20 protein-coding genes and 1 tRNA gene are annotated in these 18755 nt (G+C 60.3%); 20 read left to right on the top strand and 1 reads right to left on the bottom strand.

Annotation, left to right across the window (positions count from 1 at the left end; all coding sequences use genetic code 11):
- Positions 1 to 23 precede the first annotated feature (23 nt).
- Positions 24 to 1274: a peptide antibiotic transporter SbmA gene (sbmA, locus tag QM694_RS04080; RefSeq protein WP_415005656.1), complete on the bottom strand. Its 1251-nt coding sequence runs from the start codon at positions 1272 to 1274 to the stop codon at positions 24 to 26.
- Positions 1275 to 1372: 98 nt separating this feature from the next.
- Here sbmA and QM694_RS04085 point away from each other — a divergent pair, with 98 nt between their 5' ends.
- The 20 genes from QM694_RS04085 (at position 1373) to QM694_RS04180 (ending at position 18749) form a co-directional block, all read left to right on the top strand.
- Positions 1373 to 2314: a small ribosomal subunit Rsm22 family protein gene (locus QM694_RS04085; protein WP_415005657.1), complete on the top strand. Its 942-nt coding sequence runs from the start codon at positions 1373 to 1375 to the stop codon at positions 2312 to 2314.
- Positions 2311 to 3324, top strand: a complete 1014-nt coding sequence (locus tag QM694_RS04090; protein ID WP_415005658.1) for a hypothetical protein — start codon at positions 2311 to 2313, stop codon at positions 3322 to 3324. Before QM694_RS04085 ends, QM694_RS04090 begins: the two co-directional genes overlap by 4 nt.
- Positions 3321 to 3701: a RidA family protein gene (locus QM694_RS04095; protein WP_415005659.1), complete on the top strand. Its 381-nt coding sequence runs from the start codon at positions 3321 to 3323 to the stop codon at positions 3699 to 3701. Before QM694_RS04090 ends, QM694_RS04095 begins: the two co-directional genes overlap by 4 nt.
- A gap of 52 nt (positions 3702 to 3753) precedes the next feature.
- A tRNA-Asp gene (locus QM694_RS04100) sits at positions 3754 to 3830 on the top strand.
- 199 nt (positions 3831 to 4029) lie between these two features.
- The gene (locus QM694_RS04105) at positions 4030 to 4236 is read left to right on the top strand and encodes a hypothetical protein (protein WP_415005660.1); all 207 of its coding nucleotides are present in this window, start codon (positions 4030 to 4032) and stop codon (positions 4234 to 4236) included.
- A 37-nt stretch (positions 4237 to 4273) separates the two neighbouring features.
- Positions 4274 to 4765, top strand: coding sequence for a PEP-CTERM sorting domain-containing protein (locus tag QM694_RS04110; RefSeq protein ID WP_415005661.1), 492 nt, complete (start codon positions 4274 to 4276; stop codon positions 4763 to 4765).
- Between the two features lie 208 nt (positions 4766 to 4973).
- The gene (locus QM694_RS04115; protein WP_415005662.1) at positions 4974 to 5339 is read left to right on the top strand and encodes an NADH-quinone oxidoreductase subunit A; all 366 of its coding nucleotides are present in this window, start codon (positions 4974 to 4976) and stop codon (positions 5337 to 5339) included.
- Positions 5330 to 5854, top strand: a complete 525-nt coding sequence (locus tag QM694_RS04120; RefSeq protein WP_415005663.1) for a NuoB/complex I 20 kDa subunit family protein — start codon at positions 5330 to 5332, stop codon at positions 5852 to 5854. The genes QM694_RS04115 and QM694_RS04120 overlap by 10 nt, the downstream gene beginning before the upstream one ends.
- A 2-nt stretch (positions 5855 to 5856) precedes the next feature.
- Positions 5857 to 6459 (top strand): NADH-quinone oxidoreductase subunit C, encoded by a 603-nt coding sequence (locus QM694_RS04125; protein ID WP_415005664.1) that lies wholly within the window; start codon positions 5857 to 5859, stop codon positions 6457 to 6459.
- Positions 6456 to 7655: an NADH-quinone oxidoreductase subunit D gene (locus QM694_RS04130; RefSeq protein WP_415005665.1), complete on the top strand. Its 1200-nt coding sequence runs from the start codon at positions 6456 to 6458 to the stop codon at positions 7653 to 7655. The genes QM694_RS04125 and QM694_RS04130 overlap by 4 nt, the downstream gene beginning before the upstream one ends.
- Positions 7652 to 8935 (top strand): NADH-quinone oxidoreductase subunit NuoE, encoded by a 1284-nt coding sequence (gene nuoE / locus QM694_RS04135; RefSeq protein ID WP_415005666.1) that lies wholly within the window; start codon positions 7652 to 7654, stop codon positions 8933 to 8935. The genes QM694_RS04130 and nuoE overlap by 4 nt, the downstream gene beginning before the upstream one ends.
- A 9-nt stretch (positions 8936 to 8944) precedes the next feature.
- Positions 8945 to 10252: an NADH-quinone oxidoreductase subunit NuoF gene (gene nuoF, locus QM694_RS04140; RefSeq protein WP_415005667.1), complete on the top strand. Its 1308-nt coding sequence runs from the start codon at positions 8945 to 8947 to the stop codon at positions 10250 to 10252.
- A 10-nt stretch (positions 10253 to 10262) separates the two neighbouring features.
- The gene (nuoG, locus tag QM694_RS04145) at positions 10263 to 12344 is read left to right on the top strand and encodes an NADH-quinone oxidoreductase subunit NuoG (RefSeq protein ID WP_415005668.1); all 2082 of its coding nucleotides are present in this window, start codon (positions 10263 to 10265) and stop codon (positions 12342 to 12344) included.
- Between the two features lie 145 nt (positions 12345 to 12489).
- The gene (nuoH, locus tag QM694_RS04150; protein ID WP_415005767.1) at positions 12490 to 13527 is read left to right on the top strand and encodes an NADH-quinone oxidoreductase subunit NuoH; all 1038 of its coding nucleotides are present in this window, start codon (positions 12490 to 12492) and stop codon (positions 13525 to 13527) included.
- On the top strand, positions 13524 to 13766 hold the full coding sequence (locus QM694_RS04155) for a hypothetical protein (protein WP_415005669.1): 243 nt from the start codon (positions 13524 to 13526) through the stop codon (positions 13764 to 13766). The genes nuoH and QM694_RS04155 overlap by 4 nt, the downstream gene beginning before the upstream one ends.
- A 7-nt stretch (positions 13767 to 13773) precedes the next feature.
- Entirely contained in the window at positions 13774 to 14262 is a 489-nt protein-coding gene (gene nuoI, locus QM694_RS04160; RefSeq protein ID WP_415005670.1) for an NADH-quinone oxidoreductase subunit NuoI, read from the top strand.
- A gap of 10 nt (positions 14263 to 14272) precedes the next feature.
- A complete protein-coding gene (locus QM694_RS04165) occupies positions 14273 to 14875 on the top strand; it encodes an NADH-quinone oxidoreductase subunit J (RefSeq protein WP_415005671.1) in 603 nt (200 codons plus the stop codon).
- A 2-nt stretch (positions 14876 to 14877) separates the two neighbouring features.
- Entirely contained in the window at positions 14878 to 15186 is a 309-nt protein-coding gene (gene nuoK, locus QM694_RS04170; protein ID WP_415005672.1) for an NADH-quinone oxidoreductase subunit NuoK, read from the top strand.
- A 6-nt stretch (positions 15187 to 15192) separates the two neighbouring features.
- The gene (nuoL, locus tag QM694_RS04175) at positions 15193 to 17238 is read left to right on the top strand and encodes an NADH-quinone oxidoreductase subunit L (RefSeq protein WP_415005673.1); all 2046 of its coding nucleotides are present in this window, start codon (positions 15193 to 15195) and stop codon (positions 17236 to 17238) included.
- Positions 17235 to 18749, top strand: a complete 1515-nt coding sequence (locus tag QM694_RS04180) for an NADH-quinone oxidoreductase subunit M (protein ID WP_415005768.1) — start codon at positions 17235 to 17237, stop codon at positions 18747 to 18749. Before nuoL ends, QM694_RS04180 begins: the two co-directional genes overlap by 4 nt.
- The last annotated feature ends 6 nt before the right edge of the window (positions 18750 to 18755 follow it).

The raw sequence follows: 18755 nt of genomic DNA on the forward strand, positions 1-18755 counted from the left end.
CTGCTACCCCCAGCGCAGGTATTTCACGCCTCGCCACCCTGGGCAATGTACTCCTGATCGAGGCTGGGGAGAGCCTCTCCGCGCAACGTCGCCTCAAAGGCGCGCAGGCGTTTGTAGATGGAAATCATGCGGATGATGTCTGTCCATGAATTGACCAGATATTGGAAGGAGCCCCGCACTTGATCGAAGGCTCCGATAATACGCTGTAGGGGTCCGAGCGTTATTTTGCCCGCTATGATGGTAGGGGCGAGAACCAGATAGGGGAAGATGTTGTCCGTCTGGAGATAGATGATCCGGCCGATATTGAAATAGAGATAGTTGAAGTAAAGACGAAAATAATTGTGACGAACATTGGCGAAAAGCTGATGAATCGTGGGAGGCTGGGCCCGCGCCGGGTCATCTTCGCCCAGCACAAGTTCCTTGCGGTAAGCGGCTTCCACGCGCTGGTTGCGGAATTCCAGTCCCGGCAATTTGACACCAATGAGGGCAAGAAATCCCGTACCGAACAATGACCAGACAATCGATGCAGTGACGAGGGGATAGGGAATCGAACCCACAATTGGCAACTCCGATACTACGGGCTCCAGCGAATGCAAAACAGGCAAAAACGCTATCAGCGTCATTATGGAATTTATAAAACTTACTCCAAGATCTTCAAGATTCTGCGCAAATCGCATCGTGTCTTCCTGCACACGCTGCGAAGCGCCTTCAATTGTTCTCAACTCACTCCAATTAGCGAGATAATAGTTGTTCATTGCCATTCGCCAGCGAAACACATAGTGGGAAACAAAAAAACTTGTGAGGACCGCGACGACTACAGCAATCAAAGCGATCCACGCAAAAACCATCATTTGGCCGATGTATTCCTGCCCTGTCACGACGCGGCTTTTGCTTACCGCCGCTTGGATCATGTCATAGAATGGGCCATACCAGTCATTGATGGCGACGCTCACCTCCACCTGAAAATAGGTGACGAACATGATGAGTGCTGATCCGAGGACAGACCACATGAAGTAGGGGTGCGGATCAATCCGCCACCAGACAGCAGCAAAAATCGCCACGGCAGCAGAAAAATAAATATAGAAATAGAGAAATGGTTTGGTGAGGAATTTCATGACACCGATCACCGGCGGTGTTCCGTCCGGCGGATTCTCCAATCCAATGAAATGCCCCGCTTCTTTAAAAAAGAAAAACCACATCAGCACGCAGGCAATGGTCCACAGGGCGGCGGACCAGAAGAAGGCCCGTGGCGAAGGGAAGAATGAAACGAACATCCGGGAATTGGCCTTTCAGGCTGGAGAGAACAGTGAATCACCTTTAGATAGTTCAGCAGCCTGCGGCAACCGGGCGCAAGCTGAATACGGAGTCATGAATGGCCTTGCCGGATGGCTTTTCTCAGGCGGTGGAACGCTGGCTGGCAGAGGCCGGGAGAGGCGGCGCGCGCGGTGGCGCGCGGCAGCTTTCCACGACCTACCGTGCCGGCGGTACCTCGGAAGGAATCGATCTCGCCGCCTATCTGGTCACCCGGCTGCCCGCCACCTACGCCGCTGTCTCCACTGTCCTGAGCGAGGTGCAGCGGCTTCGCCCCGCGTTTGCGCCAAAATCGCTTGTTGATGCGGGCTCTGGCCCCGGGACGGCTGCCTGGGCGGCCTCAGCCTGCTGGAGCAGCCTTGAGAAATTTGAACTGCTTGATAACAACCGTGATTTCCTGACGCTGGCGCAATCCCTGGCACTTGAGGGTGGTCTGGCCGGCATGAAAGGCGAGATGGGCTCGCTGCTGCATGCCGGGGCGAAGGCCGATCTGGTGATTGCCGCTTATGCGCTGGCGGAAATTCCGCTGAACAGAATGCCGGAAGCGGCAGATGCCTTGTGGGCCCGTGCGCAGGAGACCCTTGTGCTTGTCGAGCCCGGAACACCCTCAGGCTTCGCCCGCATCCGCGCCACACGGGAAAGGCTCTTGAGACTCGGTGCTTCCGTCATCGGGCCATGCCCACATGAAAACACATGCCCGTTGGAAGGCGCGGACTGGTGCCATTTTTCGGTCCGCCTGCCGCGGTCCCGCGCCCACATGCACGCCAAGGCGGCCACAGTCCCCTTTGAGGATGAGAAATTCGCGTGGGCGGCCTTTAGCCGTGAGCGGGCCGCTGCCAGCCCTCCGCGGATCATCGCGCCTCCCGTTTACACAAAAGCGGCGCTAGCGCTCCGCCTCTGCACGGAACAGGGAATCGCCATGCGCCACGTGCCGCGGCGAGACAAGGATGCGTTCCGGAGCGTGCGCCACCTTGGCTGGGGCGATACAATGGGGAGCGCATGAAGATCGCCGTCCATGTTGGGCTGCACCGGGCAGCCTCAACGGCCTTGCAACGCTATCTGGAGGATCACCGGACGGCGCTGGAAGCGGAGGGGGTATTTCTGCTCACCGACCTCTCATCAGGCGCCCAGCCTTCTCTGCTTGGTGTTCTGGTGGGTGATACGCTCCAGGCCGACAGCGCCGAAGCAATCGCACTGATGGTGGAAGAAGAGCTTGAACGCCTCTCCCGCACCTGGCGCGCTGTCGTCATTTCAGACGAGAACCTGACTGGCCTGATGCCCGGCCTGAACGGACCGGCCTTTTCCAAGCTCGAGCCGTTGGTTCAGGTGCTTCGGAATATTGCCAATCGGCACGAGCTTCTGCCGGTGCTGGTTCTCCGCGAACACACGGCTTGGCTGACATCCCTCTACCGGATTGCCCAATTGCGCGGACAAACCATTGATTTCATGACGTTTACGCAAGAAGTTTTGCCGCCTTCCACAGGTTTCAGGCCTGTGGTGGAGCAGCTATCCGGAATTGCTGCGCCACTGATCCACTCGCTGGACGGACTGAGGCTTGACGGAGGGCGGAGGCTGTTGGCGTCGCTGGAATTGTTCCTGGCCTGCACGGCCTTCCCTGACAAGGCTCTAGGGCGGGCCAATATGGTGCCGCCTTCAATCCTGCTGACCTTGCATCAGCAGCTCGCGGCTCTGGATGCGCGGATAGAGTTGAAGGAACGGCCGGGCCTGCAGCGCCTTCTGGTCCGACTCGCAAGACAGAACGTGCAAGAGGCTGGCGATCTCCAAACCGCATCCAGAGTGCTGGCCAGGCATGCCGTGCGGCCCACAGGCAAAACCGCCGTTGAGCCATTCCTCAGCCTGCGGCAAGCCAGGGCGCTCCTCACCCGGAGCCTCAGGGTGGCCGGGAGCCCTCTTGCCAGTCCGGAGGAAATCGCGATGCTGCAGCATCGCCATGCCGCCGACCGCCAGTGGCTGGCCGAACACCACATCATCTTCAAGGAGACCACCCCATGACACGCACGCTCATTTCCTCCGGCTCGAAGTTCGAAGCCGAAATCGGCTATTCCCGCGCTGTCGTGGATGGCGACATGTGCTGGGTTTCCGGAACCACGGGCTTCAATTATGCCGCCCAAACCATTTCGGAGCGGGTGGAGGACCAAGCCGAGCAGACACTGAAGAATATTGACGCTGCATTACAAAAAGCCGGATTTGCCATGGCTGACATTGTGCGCGTTAACTATATTCTCCCAGCGGCGGGAGATTTTGAAGCGTGCTGGCCGGTATTGCGCAAATACTTCGGCGATATCCGCCCGGCTTCCACGATGATCGTCGCAGAACTCATCGATTCCCGCATGAAAATCGAGATCGAAGTGACCGCCAAAAAGCGCTGAACCGCAGCTTGACAGGGGGTAGGGTGTCCTCTATCACCCGCCCCCGTGAATTGCGGGTGTAGCTCAGTTGGTTAGAGCGTCGGCCTGTCACGCCGAAGGTCGCGGGTTCGAGCCCCGTCACTCGCGCCACTCCAGAAGATGGAGGGCGGCACGCAATTCTACCCTCCAGAAGAGTTAATTGCCTACCCTTACGGAAGCGGCTTCCCGTTAGTCTTATCTAAACGCCGTTAAGCTTATGGTTGCACCGAATTGTTGACATGACGCAACGGTACGCATTACAAGCCCATTCAACTCAACATAGAAGCAAATTGCTTCACTCGGAGGCCCAATGAACAATTTCGGTATTGCAGTGTCTTTTGCGGCACTGGCTCTTCTTGCGGTGCCGGCCTCGGCCGCAAGCATCCACACGGAATTCTATTATTCCGGCACCGGTGGCACCAATGACGGCGAAGGGCTTTACGGAACCGCTCCAACAGCGTTTAACGGCACGGAAGCAGAATTCGGCGTATGTCGACTTCAGCTACCAGACCAATGATCCGAATTCATTCGGCCAAAATGCAACCCACGACCTTGTGGCCTCGCAGGACGTTTACTGGAGCGAAGAGCCGCACACACTCGCCCAGGGCCTGTTCAGCGATTGGGCATATGACAACGCCAATTTCGGCACCGGCAGCCTTCAGATCACGCTCAGCGCCAACCCGGGTTATGCGCTGACCAACGTATCGTTCAGCGCCTTCTGCGCCCGCGCATCCGGTTGCGCCAGCGAGAGCTACAGTTTCTACAGTGTCGTCGGCAACACTTGGACGCTTCTGTCGTCGGGTACTCTTGCGGCCTTCACGTCCACTGACGTGACCAATGGCACACTGTTCACGGTGGCGACGGCCGTTTCGGAAGCCGCGAAGATCGTCTTCCAGATCGGCTCCGATGGCTATGTCGGCATCGACAACGTGAAGTATGATGTGAGCCCCATCCCGCTTCCGGGCGCCATGGTGTTGCTCGGCTCGGCGCTGGCCGGCGTGGCGGGCATTGGATACCGCCGCCGCAAGGATCAGGCTGCCGCCTGATCTTTCCACATTGATCCTTTCAGCCGCCGGTCCCCGTGACCGGCGGTTTTGTTTTGCGCTGCGACAATTTACGGCTTTGCCTGAGCGCAGTGCAGGGCTACCGATGCGTTATGCACCGCTCGCCCGAAATGCTTGCGGCTCATGGTGCGGTGCGCTACCTAACACGGCGAAATCTTGTCCTCCCAGCGACGGACGCAAGGCAGGCTACATGAACGACCTCCTGAAAGACTATCTGCCGATTGTGATTTTCATGGCTGTTGCAGCGGGAATCGGCATCGCGCTGCTCATTACACCGCTCATCATCGCCTTCCGCGATCCCGATCCTGAAAAGCTGTCTGCCTATGAATGCGGCTTCGATGCCTTTGACGACGCCCGCATGAAGTTCGACGTGCGATTCTATCTCGTCTCCATCCTCTTCATCATCTTCGACCTCGAAGTGGCCTTCCTGTTTCCCTGGGCGATCTCTCTGAAGGAAGTCGGCGTCCCGGGCTTCTGGTCGATGATGGTATTCCTTGGCGTTCTCACCATCGGCTTCATCTATGAATGGCGGAAAGGGGCCCTCGAATGGGATTGATCGAACGCGCCACCCCCGCCCAGCAGGATTATTTCTCGGCCATCAACGCCGAGCTGGCCGACAAGGGCTTCCTCGTCGCGGCCTCGGATGACCTCATCACCTGGGCCCGCACCGGTTCGCTGATGTGGATGACCTTCGGCCTCGCCTGTTGCGCCGTTGAAATGATGCAGACGTCGATGCCCCGCTATGACGTGGAGCGCTTCGGTTTTGCGCCTCGCGCTTCGCCCCGCCAGTCGGATGTGATGATCGTCGCCGGCACGCTCACCAACAAGATGGCCCCCGCGCTCCGCAAGGTCTACGACCAGATGCCGGAGCCGCGCTACGTGATTTCCATGGGCTCCTGCGCCAATGGCGGCGGCTATTATCACTACAGCTATTCCGTGGTGCGCGGCTGCGACCGCATCGTGCCCGTGGACATCTATATTCCGGGCTGCCCGCCCACCGCGGAGGCGCTGCTTTACGGCATCCTGCAGCTTCAGAAAAAAATCCGCCGCACTGGCACGATCGAGCGCTGACCATGGCAGACACCCTTGAAGCACTTGGCGAACACATCGCCGCAGCGCTTGGCGCTTCCGTCACCGGCACGATGATGGCATTCGGGGAACTGACCGTCAGCGCGAAGGCGGAGGATATTGTCCGCGTCCTCACCTTCCTGCGCGATGACCCAGAATGCGGCTTCGTCTGCTTCACCGACATTTGCGGCGCGGACTACCCCGAGCGTGAAAAGCGTTTTGACGTGGTCTATCACCTGTTGGCGCCCTACAAGAACCGCCGCATCCGCGTGAAAGTCGAGACCGATGAGGACACCGCCGTGCCGACGGCGATCCCGGTGTTTCCGGCCGCCAACTGGTATGAGCGCGAGACCTACGATCTTTACGGTGTGCTGTTTTCCGATCACCCGGATCTCCGCCGCATCCTCACTGACTACGGTTTCGCCGGCCATCCGCTCCGTAAGGATTTCCCGCTCACCGGCTTGGTGGAGGTGCGCTACGACGACGAAGCCAAGCGCGTCGTCTATGAGCCCGTGAAGCTGGTGCAGGAATTCCGGTCGTTCGATTATCTCTCGCCCTGGGAAGGCTCTGACTACATCATCCCGGGCGACGAAAAGGCGAAGACATGACCGAAGCCGCACCTTCCTCCACCCGCAACTTCTCGATTAACTTCGGGCCGCAGCATCCAGCGGCGCACGGCGTGCTACGCCTTGTGCTGGAACTTGACGGCGAGGTGTGCACGCGCGTCGATCCGCACATCGGGCTGCTTCACCGGGGTACCGAGAAGCTGATCGAATACAAGACCTATCTGCAGGCCGTACCCTATTTCGACCGCCTCGACTACGTGGCGCCGATGAACCAGGAACATGCCTACGCACTGGCCGTGGAACGCCTGCTTGGCATCGAAGTGCCGAAGCGCGGGCAATTGATCCGTGTGCTCTATTCTGAGATCGGCCGCCTTCTATCGCATCTTCTGAACGTTACCACGCAGGCCATGGACGTGGGCGCGCTCACCCCTCCGCTGTGGGGCTTCGAGGAGCGCGAGAAGCTGATGGTGTTCTATGAGCGGGCCTCAGGCTCGCGCATGCACGCCGCCTATGTGCGCCCCGGCGGGGTCCATCAGGACATTCCGCAGAAACTGGTCGATGACATCGGCGACTTCTGCGCGCATCACAACAAGGTGCTGGACGACATCGAAGGCCTTCTCACCGAAAACCGCATCTTCAAGCAGCGCAACGTCGATATCGGCGTCGTGTCGTTAAAGGAATGTTTCGAGTGGGGTTTCTCCGGCGTCATGGTGAGAGGCTCAGGAGCGGCGTGGGACCTGCGCAAGGCGCAACCCTATGAATGCTATTCTGAACTCGATTTCGATATTCCCATCGGCAAGAACGGCGACTGCTACGACCGCTATCTCATCCGCATGCAGGAAATGCGCGAAAGTGTGAAGATCATGCAGCAATGCGTGGAGCGGCTTTCGGGCACGGAAAAAACTGGCCCGGTCTCGTCCACGGATGGCAAGGTGGTGCCGCCCAAGCGCGGCGAGATGAAGCGCTCGATGGAAGCGCTGATCCATCACTTCAAGCTCTATACCGAAGGCTACAAGGTGCCGGCGGGCGAGGTCTATGCCGCCGTTGAAGCGCCCAAGGGCGAGTTCGGCGTCTATCTGGTGAGCGACGGCACCAACCGGCCTTACCGTTGCAAGATCAGGGCGCCGGGATATGCGCATCTGCAGGCCATGGACCACATCTGCCGCGGCCACATGCTGGCCGACGTCTCTGCCGTACTCGGCTCTCTCGATATTGTGTTTGGTGAGGTGGACCGGTGAGCGTACGCCGTCTCGATCCCGTTCAGCCCGACAGCTTCGCATTCAGTGCGGAGAATCTTGCCTGGGCGAAGAAGACCATTTCCAAATATCCGGAAGGCAAGCAGGCCTCTGCCGTGATCCCGCTGTTGTGGCGGGCGCAGGAGCAGAATGACGGCTGGGTCACGCGCCCGGCCATTGAATATGTCGCAAGCATGCTGGGCATGTCCGACATCCGCGTGCTGGAAGTCGCAACCTTCTACACCATGTTCCAGCTCTCGCCGGTGGGGAAGAAGGCGCACATCCAGGTGTGCGGCACCACGCCCTGCATGCTGCGGGGCGCAGAGGATTTGAAGGCGGTATGCCAGCACCGCATCCATCACGAGCCGCATCACCTCAACGCCGATGGCTCGCTCTCATGGGAAGAGGTGGAATGCCTCGGTTCCTGCGTGAATGCGCCGATGATCCAGATATTCAAGGACACCTACGAGGATCTGACGCCGGAAAGCCTCGAAAAGCTGATTGACGACATTGAAGCAGGCCGCCCTATCAAGCCAGGCCCGCAAAATGGCCGCCAGCATTCGGCCCCTGAAGGTGGTCCCATTGCCCTGACCGATCCATCCCTTTACGCGGGCCAGAGGACATTCGTGCGCGTGGAGCCTCCGCCGCCGCCGCCTCCCGCAGAAACAACGCCCCCGGCATCGGCTGCGCCGGCAGCGCCAGCACCTATCGCCACTATTCCTGCCGGAACGCCGGCTCCCGCTGCTGCCGCTCCCAAACCGGAAGAGATTCGCCTGGTCACCGCCGCTGCGGTCGCGGCAGATGCTGCGAAGGCCGCGGTGAAGCCGGATGCGCCCAAGCCTGTCACCACGCCGCGCCCGTCGACGGAGGTCAAGGCCGTCGAGATCACCAATCCCGGTGCGCCAAAGCCGATCAAAATCGAAGATCACCTTGGCAAGCCCATGCATGCGCCAGTCGCGGCGAAGCCCAAGGCAGAACCCAAGCCCCGGCCGGAAGGCCAGCCTGAACTGTTCAAGAAGCCGCGCACCGGCTCCAAGGCCGATGACCTCAAGCTCATCTGGGGCGTTGGTCCAGCGCTGGAGAAGCTGCTGAACAAGATGGGCGTCTGGCATTTCGACCAAATCGCTTCCTGGACGGCCAAGGAACTGGCCTGGGTGGATGAGCGGCTTGAGGGCTTCAAGGGCCGCGCCAAGCGCGACGACTGGATCAGCCAGTCCAAAAAACTCGCCACGGGCTGGCGGCCGGACAATCCGGTCGGCGAAAAGCCGAAAAAGAAGAAGTGAAACGACGCCATGCTCGCTGACAAGGATCGCATCTTCACCAATCTCTACGGCCTCCATGACTGGGGGCTGGACGGGGCGCGCAAACGCGGCTGCTGGGTGGACACCAAGTCGTTCATCGACAAGGGCCGCGACTGGATGGTGAACGAGATCAAGGCCTCGGGCCTGCGCGGACGCGGCGGGGCAGGGTTCCCCACCGGCCTCAAATGGTCGTTCATGCCGAAGGTGATCGGCGAGCGCCCGCATTATCTGGTGGTGAACGCCGACGAGTCGGAGCCCGGCACCTGCAAGGACCGTGAAATTCTGAGGCACGATCCGCACCTGCTGGTGGAAGGCTGCCTGCTGGCGGGCGCGGCCATGGGCTGCCATACAGCCGTCGTCTATGTGCGCGGCGAATTCATCCGCGAGCGCGAGCATTTTCAGGCCGCCGTCGATCAGGCCTATGAGGCGCGCCTGATCGGCAAGAACAATGTGCATGGTTGGGACTTTGACATCATCGTACACCATGGTGCGGGCGCCTATATCTGCGGCGAAGAGACCGCGATGCTGGAAAGCATCGAGGGCAAGAAGGGCCAGCCCCGCATGAAGCCGCCATTCCCGGCCAATGTTGGTCTCTATGGCGCGCCCACCACTGTGAACAACGTGGAATCGATTGCCGTCTCGGGAACCATCATGCGGCGGGGCGCTTCGTGGTTCTCCGCCATTGGCCGACCCAACAATGTCGGCACCAAGCTCTTCTGCATTTCCGGCCATGTGAACAGGCCCTGCAATGTGGAAGAGGAAATGGGCATTCCCTTCCGCGAACTGATCGAGAAACATGCCGGCGGCGTGCGCGGCGGCTGGGACAATCTGCTGGCGGTGATCCCCGGTGGCTCCTCCGTGCGCATGGTGCCTGCCGCCCAGATCATCGACACGCCGATGGATTTTGACTCTTTGTCCAAGCTCCGCTCGGGCCTCGGCACCGCGGCGGTGATCGTGATGGACAAGTCCACCGACCTGATCCGGGCCATCGCCCGCCTGTCCAAGTTCTACATGCATGAAAGCTGCGGCCAGTGCACGCCCTGCCGTGAGGGCACGGGCTGGATGTGGCGCGTGATGACGCGCATGGCCGAAGGCCGCGCCGAAAAGCGCGAGATCGACATGCTGCTCGATGTCACGAAGCAGATCGAAGGCCACACCATTTGCGCGCTGGGCGATGCGGCGGCCTGGCCCATTCAGGGCCTCATCACGCATTTCCGCAATGTCATCGAAGAGCGGATCGACCAATACGCGTCCAACCCCGATCACGACGGCGCGGTGCGCCGCATCGCCGCCGAATAGGTAAGCCCGGATGCCAAAGATCAAAATTGACGGCGTGGAACTGGAAGTCGAAAACGGCGTGACGCTGCTGCAGGCCTGCGAGCAGGCGGGCGCCGAGGTGCCGCGCTTCTGCTATCACGAGCGCCTGTCGATTGCCGGTAATTGCCGCATGTGCCTCGTGGAAGTGAAGGGCGGCCCGCCAAAGCCGCAAGCCTCCTGCGCCATGTCGGTCAATGATCTCCGCCCCGGCCCCAATGGCGAACCGCCGGAAGTTTTCACCAAGACTCCGATGGTGAAAAAGGCCCGCGAGGGCGTGATGGAATTCCTGCTCATCAACCATCCGCTGGATTGCCCGATCTGCGATCAGGGCGGCGAATGCGACCTGCAAGACCAGGCCATGGCCTACGGCATCTCCAAGAACCGCTTCCATGAAAACAAACGGGCGGTGGAGGAGAAATATCTGGGGCCGCTCGTCAAGACCGAGATGACGCGCTGCATCCAGTGCACGCGCTGCGTCCGCTTCACGACCGAAGTGGGCGGCATTGAAGAGATGGGCGCCACGGGCCGTGGCGAAGACATGGAAATCACCACCTATCTCAACAAGGCGATTTCCTCCGAACTTCAGGGCAACATCATCGATCTGTGCCCGGTTGGTGCGCTCACCTCCGCGCCCTATGAATTCAAGGCGAGGCCCTGGGAACTGCGCAAAACGGAAACCATCGACGCCATGGACGCCGTGGGATCGAACATCCGCGTCGATGCGCGGGGCCGCGAAGTGATGCGCATCCTGCCGCGCACCAATGACGATGTGAACGAGGAATGGATTTCCGACAAGACGCGCTTTGTGTGGGATGGCCTGCGCAACCAGAGGCTCGACAGGCCCTATATCCGTGAATTTGGCAAGCTGCGTGCCGCCACATGGCCGGAAGCGTTTCTCCGCATCGCGCAGAAGTTCAAGGCGGCGGCGCCGGAGCGCATCGGCATTATCCTTGGCGATCTGGTGGGCGCGGAAGAAGCGTTTTCCGTTCGTCAGTTGGCTGAGCAACTGGGCATCAAGAATATCGACTGCCGCCAGGACGGATCGCCTTTGGGCGAGCAGGGCGGCCGCGCCGGCTATCTCTTCAACTCCGGCATCTCAGCCATCGAAGAGGCGGATGCCATCATGCTGATCGGCGCCAACCCTCGCGTAGAGGCGCCGGTGCTGAACGCCCGCATCCGCAAGCGGGTGCTGAAGGGCGGCTGCCTGATTGGCGTCATCGGCGAGCGTGCCGATCTTACCTATTCCTACAACTATCTGGGCGCCGGGCCGGATACACTTGCCACCTTTGAAACCCATGAAGCCGCCAAGGCGCAGAAGCCCATGTTCATCATCGGGCAGGGGGCGCTCGCCCGGCCTGATGGCGCAGCGGTGCTGGCCTCCGCCTACAAGGCTGCCGTGTCACTTGGCGTCATCAAGGATGGCTGGAACGGCTTCAATATCCTGCACACCGCAGCCGGCCGCGTGGGCGCCCTGGACGTGTGTGCCCTTCCGGCGAAGGATGGCGGGAAATCTGCTCCCGAAATTCTGAACTCGGCGAAGAATGGCGAGTTGGACGTGCTGTTCCTGCTGGGGGCCGACGAGATCGACACCACGGCGCTCGGCAACACCTTCGTGATCTATCAGGGCACCCACGGCGATGCCGGTGCGCATCGCGCTGATGTGATCCTCCCCGGCGCGGCCTATACGGAAAAATCCGTAACCTATGTGAACACCGAAGGCCGCCCGCAGATGGCGCGGCGCGCCTCTTTCCCGCCTGGCGATGCGAAAGAGGATTGGGCCATCCTACGCGCGCTGTCGGATTCGCTGTCTGCCACGCTGCCGTGGAACAATCTGGAGGAACTACGCGCCGCCATGTATCGCGTAGCGCCGCATCTGGCGCGGCTCGACCAGCGCACACCCGCTGACCCGGCCCAACTTTCGGAACTTGCAAACGCAGCAGGGAAAGCGTCCTCCGAACCGTTCCGGTCTCCCGTTACCGATTTCTATTTCACCAACCCCATCGCCCGCGCGTCACGCATCATGGCTGAATGTTCGGCCCTGAAGAATACGCGCGCGCTGGAAGCCGCGGAGTGAAATGATGACAAGCATTCCTTCCGCGCCCCGCCGATCCTCGAATACAGGCATTGCCGCGCTCGCCGCATTGATCGCGCTTGTCTGCATCGCGGCGCTTGGCTGGGCCATCTACGAAAGCGGCGTTATCGGCATCATCCGCACATGGATGTATGACACGGTGCTCGGCACCATCGTTCGCTATCTCCTCGAGAGCGTTCTCCTGTTGGTCATTTTGCTGGTGGGCGTGGCCTTTCTCATCCTCTTCGACCGCAAGGTGTGGGCGGCGGTGCAGATGCGGCGCGGACCGAATGTGGTGGGACCGTGGGGGCTGTTCCAGTCTTTCGCCGACTTGCTGAAATTCGTGTTCAAGGAAGTCGTCATTCCCGATGGCGCCAACAAGGGCATCTTCATCATTGCCCCGCTGGTGACGTCCGTTCTAGCGCTCGCCGCTTGGGCCGTGGTGCCGGTGGCCGATGGCTGGGCCATTGCCAACATCAACGTCGGCATCCTCTATCTTTTCGCGCTTTCATCGCTGGGTGTCTATGGCGTGATCATGGGCGGCTGGGCGTCGAACTCGAAATATCCCTTCCTGTCGGCGTTGCGCTCGGCTGCGCAAATGGTCTCCTATGAAGTCTCGATCGGCTTCGTCATCATCACCGTGCTGCTGTGCGCGGGGTCACTGAACCTCGGCGATATCGTGCATTCGCAGAAGACGGGCCTTGGCACGATGCTCGGCCTGCCGAACTCGTTCCTCGACTGGTACTTCATTCCGCTCTTCCCGATGTTCATCGTCTTCTTCGTCTCGGCGCTGGCGGAAACCAACCGCCCGCCCTTCGATCTGGTGGAAGCTGAATCCGAACTCGTGGCGGGTTTCATGGTGGAATATTCCTCCACGCCCTATCTGCTGTTCATGCTCGGGGAATATGTGGCGATCACGTTGATGTGCGCCATGACGTCGATCCTGTTCCTGGGGGGCTGGCTGCCGATCATCGACATTCCGCCGCTGAGCTGGATCCCTGGCGTGATCTGGTTCCTCATCAAGCTGCTCTTCGTGTTCTTCATGTTCGCCATGGTGAAGGCCATCGTGCCGCGCTACCGCTATGACCAGTTGATGCGGCTGGGCTGGAAAGTGTTCCTGCCGCTGTCGCTGTTCTGGGTGGCCCTCACGGCTGGCGTTCTGGTGGCATTCGGATGGGCGCCATGATCAGTCTCGGCGGCATCATTCTGTCGGTGGTGTTCCTTGGCCTCGGGCTTCTGGAATTGGCGCTGGTGCAGCGTTTCGTCTATCCGCCGCTGCGCTGGCGGCATGAAAAGGCCAAGCTCACGCAATCGCAGGGCATGGATCCCGGCCTGATTATGCTGCTTGTGCGCGTGCAGTCGCTGTTGGTCATGCCTGTGCTCGGATATGTGCTGGGCAGCCGGTTCAAGGGTTTGATGGGGTGATCGAGAGATGAAAGTCGCAGCCGCAGCCCGCTCGCTCTTCCTCAAGGAATTCGCTTCCGCCACTGTGATGGCGATGCGCTATTTCTTCGCGCCCAAAGCCACCCTCAACTATCCCAATGAAAAGGGCATGCTGTCGCCGCGCTTCCGCGGTGAGCACGCGCTCCGCCGCTATCCCAATGGCGAGGAGCGCTGCATTGCCTGCAAGCTTTGCGAGGCGATCTGCCCTGCGCAGGCCATCACCATCGAAGCAGGCCCCCGCCGCAATGACGGCACGCGCCGCACCACCCGCTATGACATCGACATGGTGAAATGCATCTATTGCGGCTTCTGCCAGGAAGCCTGCCCGGTGGATGCCATCGTCGAAGGGCCGAATTTCGAATTCGCCACGGAAACACGCGAGGAACTGTTGTTCAACAAGCAGAAGCTTTTGGACAACGGCGACCGCTGGGAGCGCGAGATCGCGGCGAACCTCGCCGCCGACGCGCCCTATCGCTGAGGATTGAACGATGGCCGCTGTATTCTTCTTCTATCTCTTCTCGGCCCTCGCGGTGGCCTCCGCCGTGATGGTGATATCCTCGCGCAACCCCGTGCATTCGGTGCTGTTCCTCATCCTCTGCTTCTTCAATGCGGCAGGGTTGTTTATTCTGATGGGCGCGGAATTCCTGGCGATGATCCTTGTCGTCGTCTATGTCGGCGCGGTCGCCGTGCTGTTCCTCTTCGTGGTGATGATGCTCGACGTCGAATTCGTGGAACTGCGGCAGGGCATGCTCAATTATCTGCCGGTTGGCGGCGTGATCGGGCTGATCGTATTGGGCGAACTCATCCTCGCGGTGGGCGGCTGGATCATTGACCCAGCCAGCCTGCGCACCGCGTCTCCCACGCCTTCAGACGTAACCAACACGCAGGCACTGGGCCACGTTCTCTACACGGACTATATCTATTATTTCGAGGCCGCGGGGCTGATCCTGCTGGTCGCCATGGTCGGCGCCATTGTGCTGACGCTCCGCCACAAGGCCGGCGTCAAGCGCCAGTCGATCGAGGCGCAGGTGGCGCGCGGGCCTGCAACAGCCATCGAAGTCATCAAGGTCAAACCGGGGCAGGGCATCTGATCATGGCCATCGGGCTTTCGCATTACCTCACCGTCGCCGCGATCCTCTTCACCATCGGCATCTTCGGCATCTTCCTGAACCGCAAGAACGTGATCGTCATCCTGATGTCGATTGAACTCATGCTGCTGGCCGTGAACATCAATCTCGTGGCCTTCTCAACCGCGCTGAATGATCTGGTGGGGCAAGTCTTCGCGCTGCTGGTGCTCACCGTGGCGGCGGGCGAAGCGGCCATCGGGCTTGCCATTCTCGTTACCTATTTCCGCAACCGCGGCTCGATCGCGGTTGAAGACATCAATCTCATGAAGGGCTGACGGGGAATGCTGTACGCCATCGTCTTCCTGCCGCTGCTCGGCGCTTTGATCGCCGGGCTCTTTGGCACCAGCCTGTTCAGGAACATGGGCAGCGATGCCGATGTCTATGGCGATCATCACGCACCAGCCGACGCCCATGCAGCTCATACTAGCCATGATGACCACGGACATGGCCATGGCGGTCATTACGATGGCCCCATGTGGCCTATGTATCTCACGACCGCGCTGCTGGTCCTCGCCGCGATATTGAGCTGGGTGCTGTTCATCGATGTACTGCGCCTGCCGGGGCAGGAGACGGTACATGCCCCGGTCTTCGCATGGATCACCTCGGGCACGCTGCAGGCGCCGTGGACGATCCGCTTCGATGCGCTCACCGCCGTGATGCTGGTGGTGGTGAACACGGTCTCGGCTCTGGTGCATGTCTATTCCATCGGCTACATGAGCCACGATCCGCACCAGCCGCGCTTCTTCGCCTATCTGTCGCTCTTCACCTTCGCCATGCTCACGCTGGTAACGGCGGATAATCTCGTCCAGATGTTCTTCGGCTGGGAGGGCGTCGGCCTCGCATCCTATCTGCTCATCGGCTTCTGGTATGAGCGGCCTTCTGCCTGCGCCGCCGCCATCAAGGCTTTCGTCGTCAACCGTGTCGGCGATTTCGGCTTTTCGCTTGGCATTTTCGGCTGCTTCCTCGTGTTCGGGTCGGTAGACTTCGACACGATCTTCAGCGCCGCGCCGGGGGCCGTCGGCAAGACCATGCATTTCCTGAGCTGGCAGCCCGATACGCTCACCGTTTTGTGCCTGCTGCTGTTCATGGGGGCGATGGGCAAGTCCGCCCAGTTTCTGCTCCACACATGGTTGCCGGACGCCATGGAAGGCCCAACCCCCGTCTCAGCACTGATTCACGCCGCGACCATGGTGACGGCAGGCGTCTTCATGGTGGCAAGGCTTTCGCCACTGTTTGAACTCGCCCCTTACGCCAAGGATGTGGTGGTGGTGATCGGCGCCATCACGGCCTTCTTCGCGGCAACGGTCGGCCTCGTACAGAACGACATCAAGCGCGTCATCGCCTATTCGACCTGTTCCCAGCTTGGCTACATGTTCGTGGCGCTGGGCATGGGTGCTTATGGGGCGGGCGTGTTCCACCTCTTCACCCACGCCTTCTTCAAGGCGCTGCTGTTCTTAGGCTCCGGCTCTGTCATCCACGCCATGTCTGGCGAGCAGGACATGCGCAAGATGGGCGGCCTCGCGCCCTACATCCGCATCACCTTCATCATGATGGTGATCGGCAATCTGGCGCTCACGGGCTTTCCCTTCACGGCGGGCTATTATTCCAAGGACGCGATCATCGAATCCGCTTTCGTGGGCGGGTCAGGCTTTGCCTTTGTGCTGCTCGTCATCGCGGCTTTCTGCACCTCCTTCTATTCATGGCGGCTCGCCTTCATGACCTTCACCGGCGTAAAACATGCGGACAAGGAAACCATGGACCATGTGCATGAAAGCCCGCCGATCATGCTGGTGCCTCTGTTCATCCTGGCGCTGGGCGCCATTTGTGCCGGCTTCGTCTTCAAGGACTGGTTCATCGGCGAGCGCGCCCACGAATTCTGGCATGGCGCTGTCGCCAACGGCCCGGTCATGGAGGAAATGGAAAAGGAAGGCGCCGTGCCGCTATGGGTGAAATGGTCGCCTTTCGTGGTGATGGTGCTGGGCTTCCTGCTGGCCGTCCTGTTCTATATCCGTGACACGGCGCTTCCGGCGAAACTCGCGGCGCAAAACGAGCCGCTCTACAAGTTCCTGCTCAACAAGTGGTACTTCGACGAGCTTTACAATCTGATCTTCGTGCGCCCCGCCATGTGGCTTGGCCGTTTCTTCTGGAAGAAGGGCGACGGCATGGTGATCGATGGCCTCGGCCCCGATGGCGTCACCGCCCGCGTGGTTGACGTCACGCGCGGCGTGGTGCGGCTGCAGACGGGATATGTCTACCATTACGCCTTCGCCATGCTGATCGGCGTGGCGGTGCTGATTTCATGGTTTCTCTTCAAGGGCGGACACTGATGGGCTGGCCTATCCTCTCGCTGGTAACCTTCCTGCCGCTGGTGGGCGTGCTCTTCCTGCTGGTGCAGCGGGGGGAAGATGAAACCGCGCTCCGCAACATCCGCTATGGCGCGCTGTGGACGACGATCATCACCTTCTTCGTTTCTCTGCTGATCTGGATCGAATTCGATCCCACGGCGCAGGGGTTCCAGTTCGTGGAAACCCACAAATGGCTGGGTGACGCCGCGACCTACCGCATGGGCGTGGACGGCATTTCCATGCCCTTCGTGATCCTCACCACATTCCTCATGCCCATCTGCATTCTCGCCAGCTGGCACGTGAAGACGCGCGTGCGGGAATACATGATCGCCTTCCTCGTGCTGGAAACGCTGATGATCGGCGTCTTCTGCGCGCTTGATCTGGTGCTGTTCTATCTCTTCTTCGAGGCGGGCCTCATTCCGATGTTCCTGATCATCGGCATCTGGGGCGGCCCGCGCCGCGTCTACGCGTCCTTCAAGTTCTTCCTCTATACGCTGCTCGGCTCGGTGCTGATGCTGCTGGCCATCATCGCCATGTATTGGCATGCCGGCACGACTGACATCGCGGCGCTGCTGACGCGGCATCCCGGCTTCCCGGCTGAAATGCAGACGTGGCTGTGGCTCGCCTTCTTCGCCTCGTTCGCGGTGAAGATGCCGATGTGGCCGGTCCACACCTGGCTTCCTGATGCACACGTCGAAGCGCCAACCGCTGGCTCGGTGATCCTGGCGGCCATCCTCCTCAAGATGGGCGGCTATGGTTTCCTGCGTTTCTCGCTGCCCATGTTCCCGGACGCCAGCGTCTATTTCCAGCCGCTCGTTTACACGCTCTCGGTCGTCGCCATCGTCTACACATCGCTTGTGGCGCTGATGCAGGAGGATATGAAGAAGCTCATTGCCTATTCCTCCGTGGCGCATATGGGTTTCGTCACCATGGGCATCTTCGCCATGACGCGGCAATCGGTCGATGGCGCGATGTTCCAGATGATCAGCCACGGGCTTGTCTCGGGCGCATTGTTCCTGTGCGTCGGCGTCATCTATGACCGCATGCACACGCGCGAAATCGCCGCCTATGGCGGACTGGTGAACCGCATGCCGCTTTACGCCACTGTGTTCATGCTGTTCACCATGGCGAATGTCGGCCTTCCCGGAACGTCGGGCTTCGTGGGTGAGTTCCTCTCATTACTTGGGACTTTCAAGAGCAACACCTGGGTGGCCTTCTTCGCCACGCTGGGCGTGATCCTGTCGGCTGCCTATGCGTTGTGGCTCTATCGCCGTGTCATATTCGGCAAACTCGAGAAGTCCTCGCTTGCCCATATCGCCGACATGACGCCGCGCGAACTGATGACGCTCGGGCCGCTGGCGGTGCTCACGCTGTTCTTCGGTTTTTATCCTTCGCCCATTCTCGGCATTTTCGGGAACGCGGTCGAAAACCTTCTCAAACCCGTGCAAGCTGCGGCTGCCGCCGCGCACCAGCTTGCCGTGGCATTGCAATAGGGGTCT

The organism is Aestuariivirga sp. (assembly GCF_047602625.1).
GTDB lineage: Bacteria > Pseudomonadota > Alphaproteobacteria > Rhizobiales > Aestuariivirgaceae > Aestuariivirga.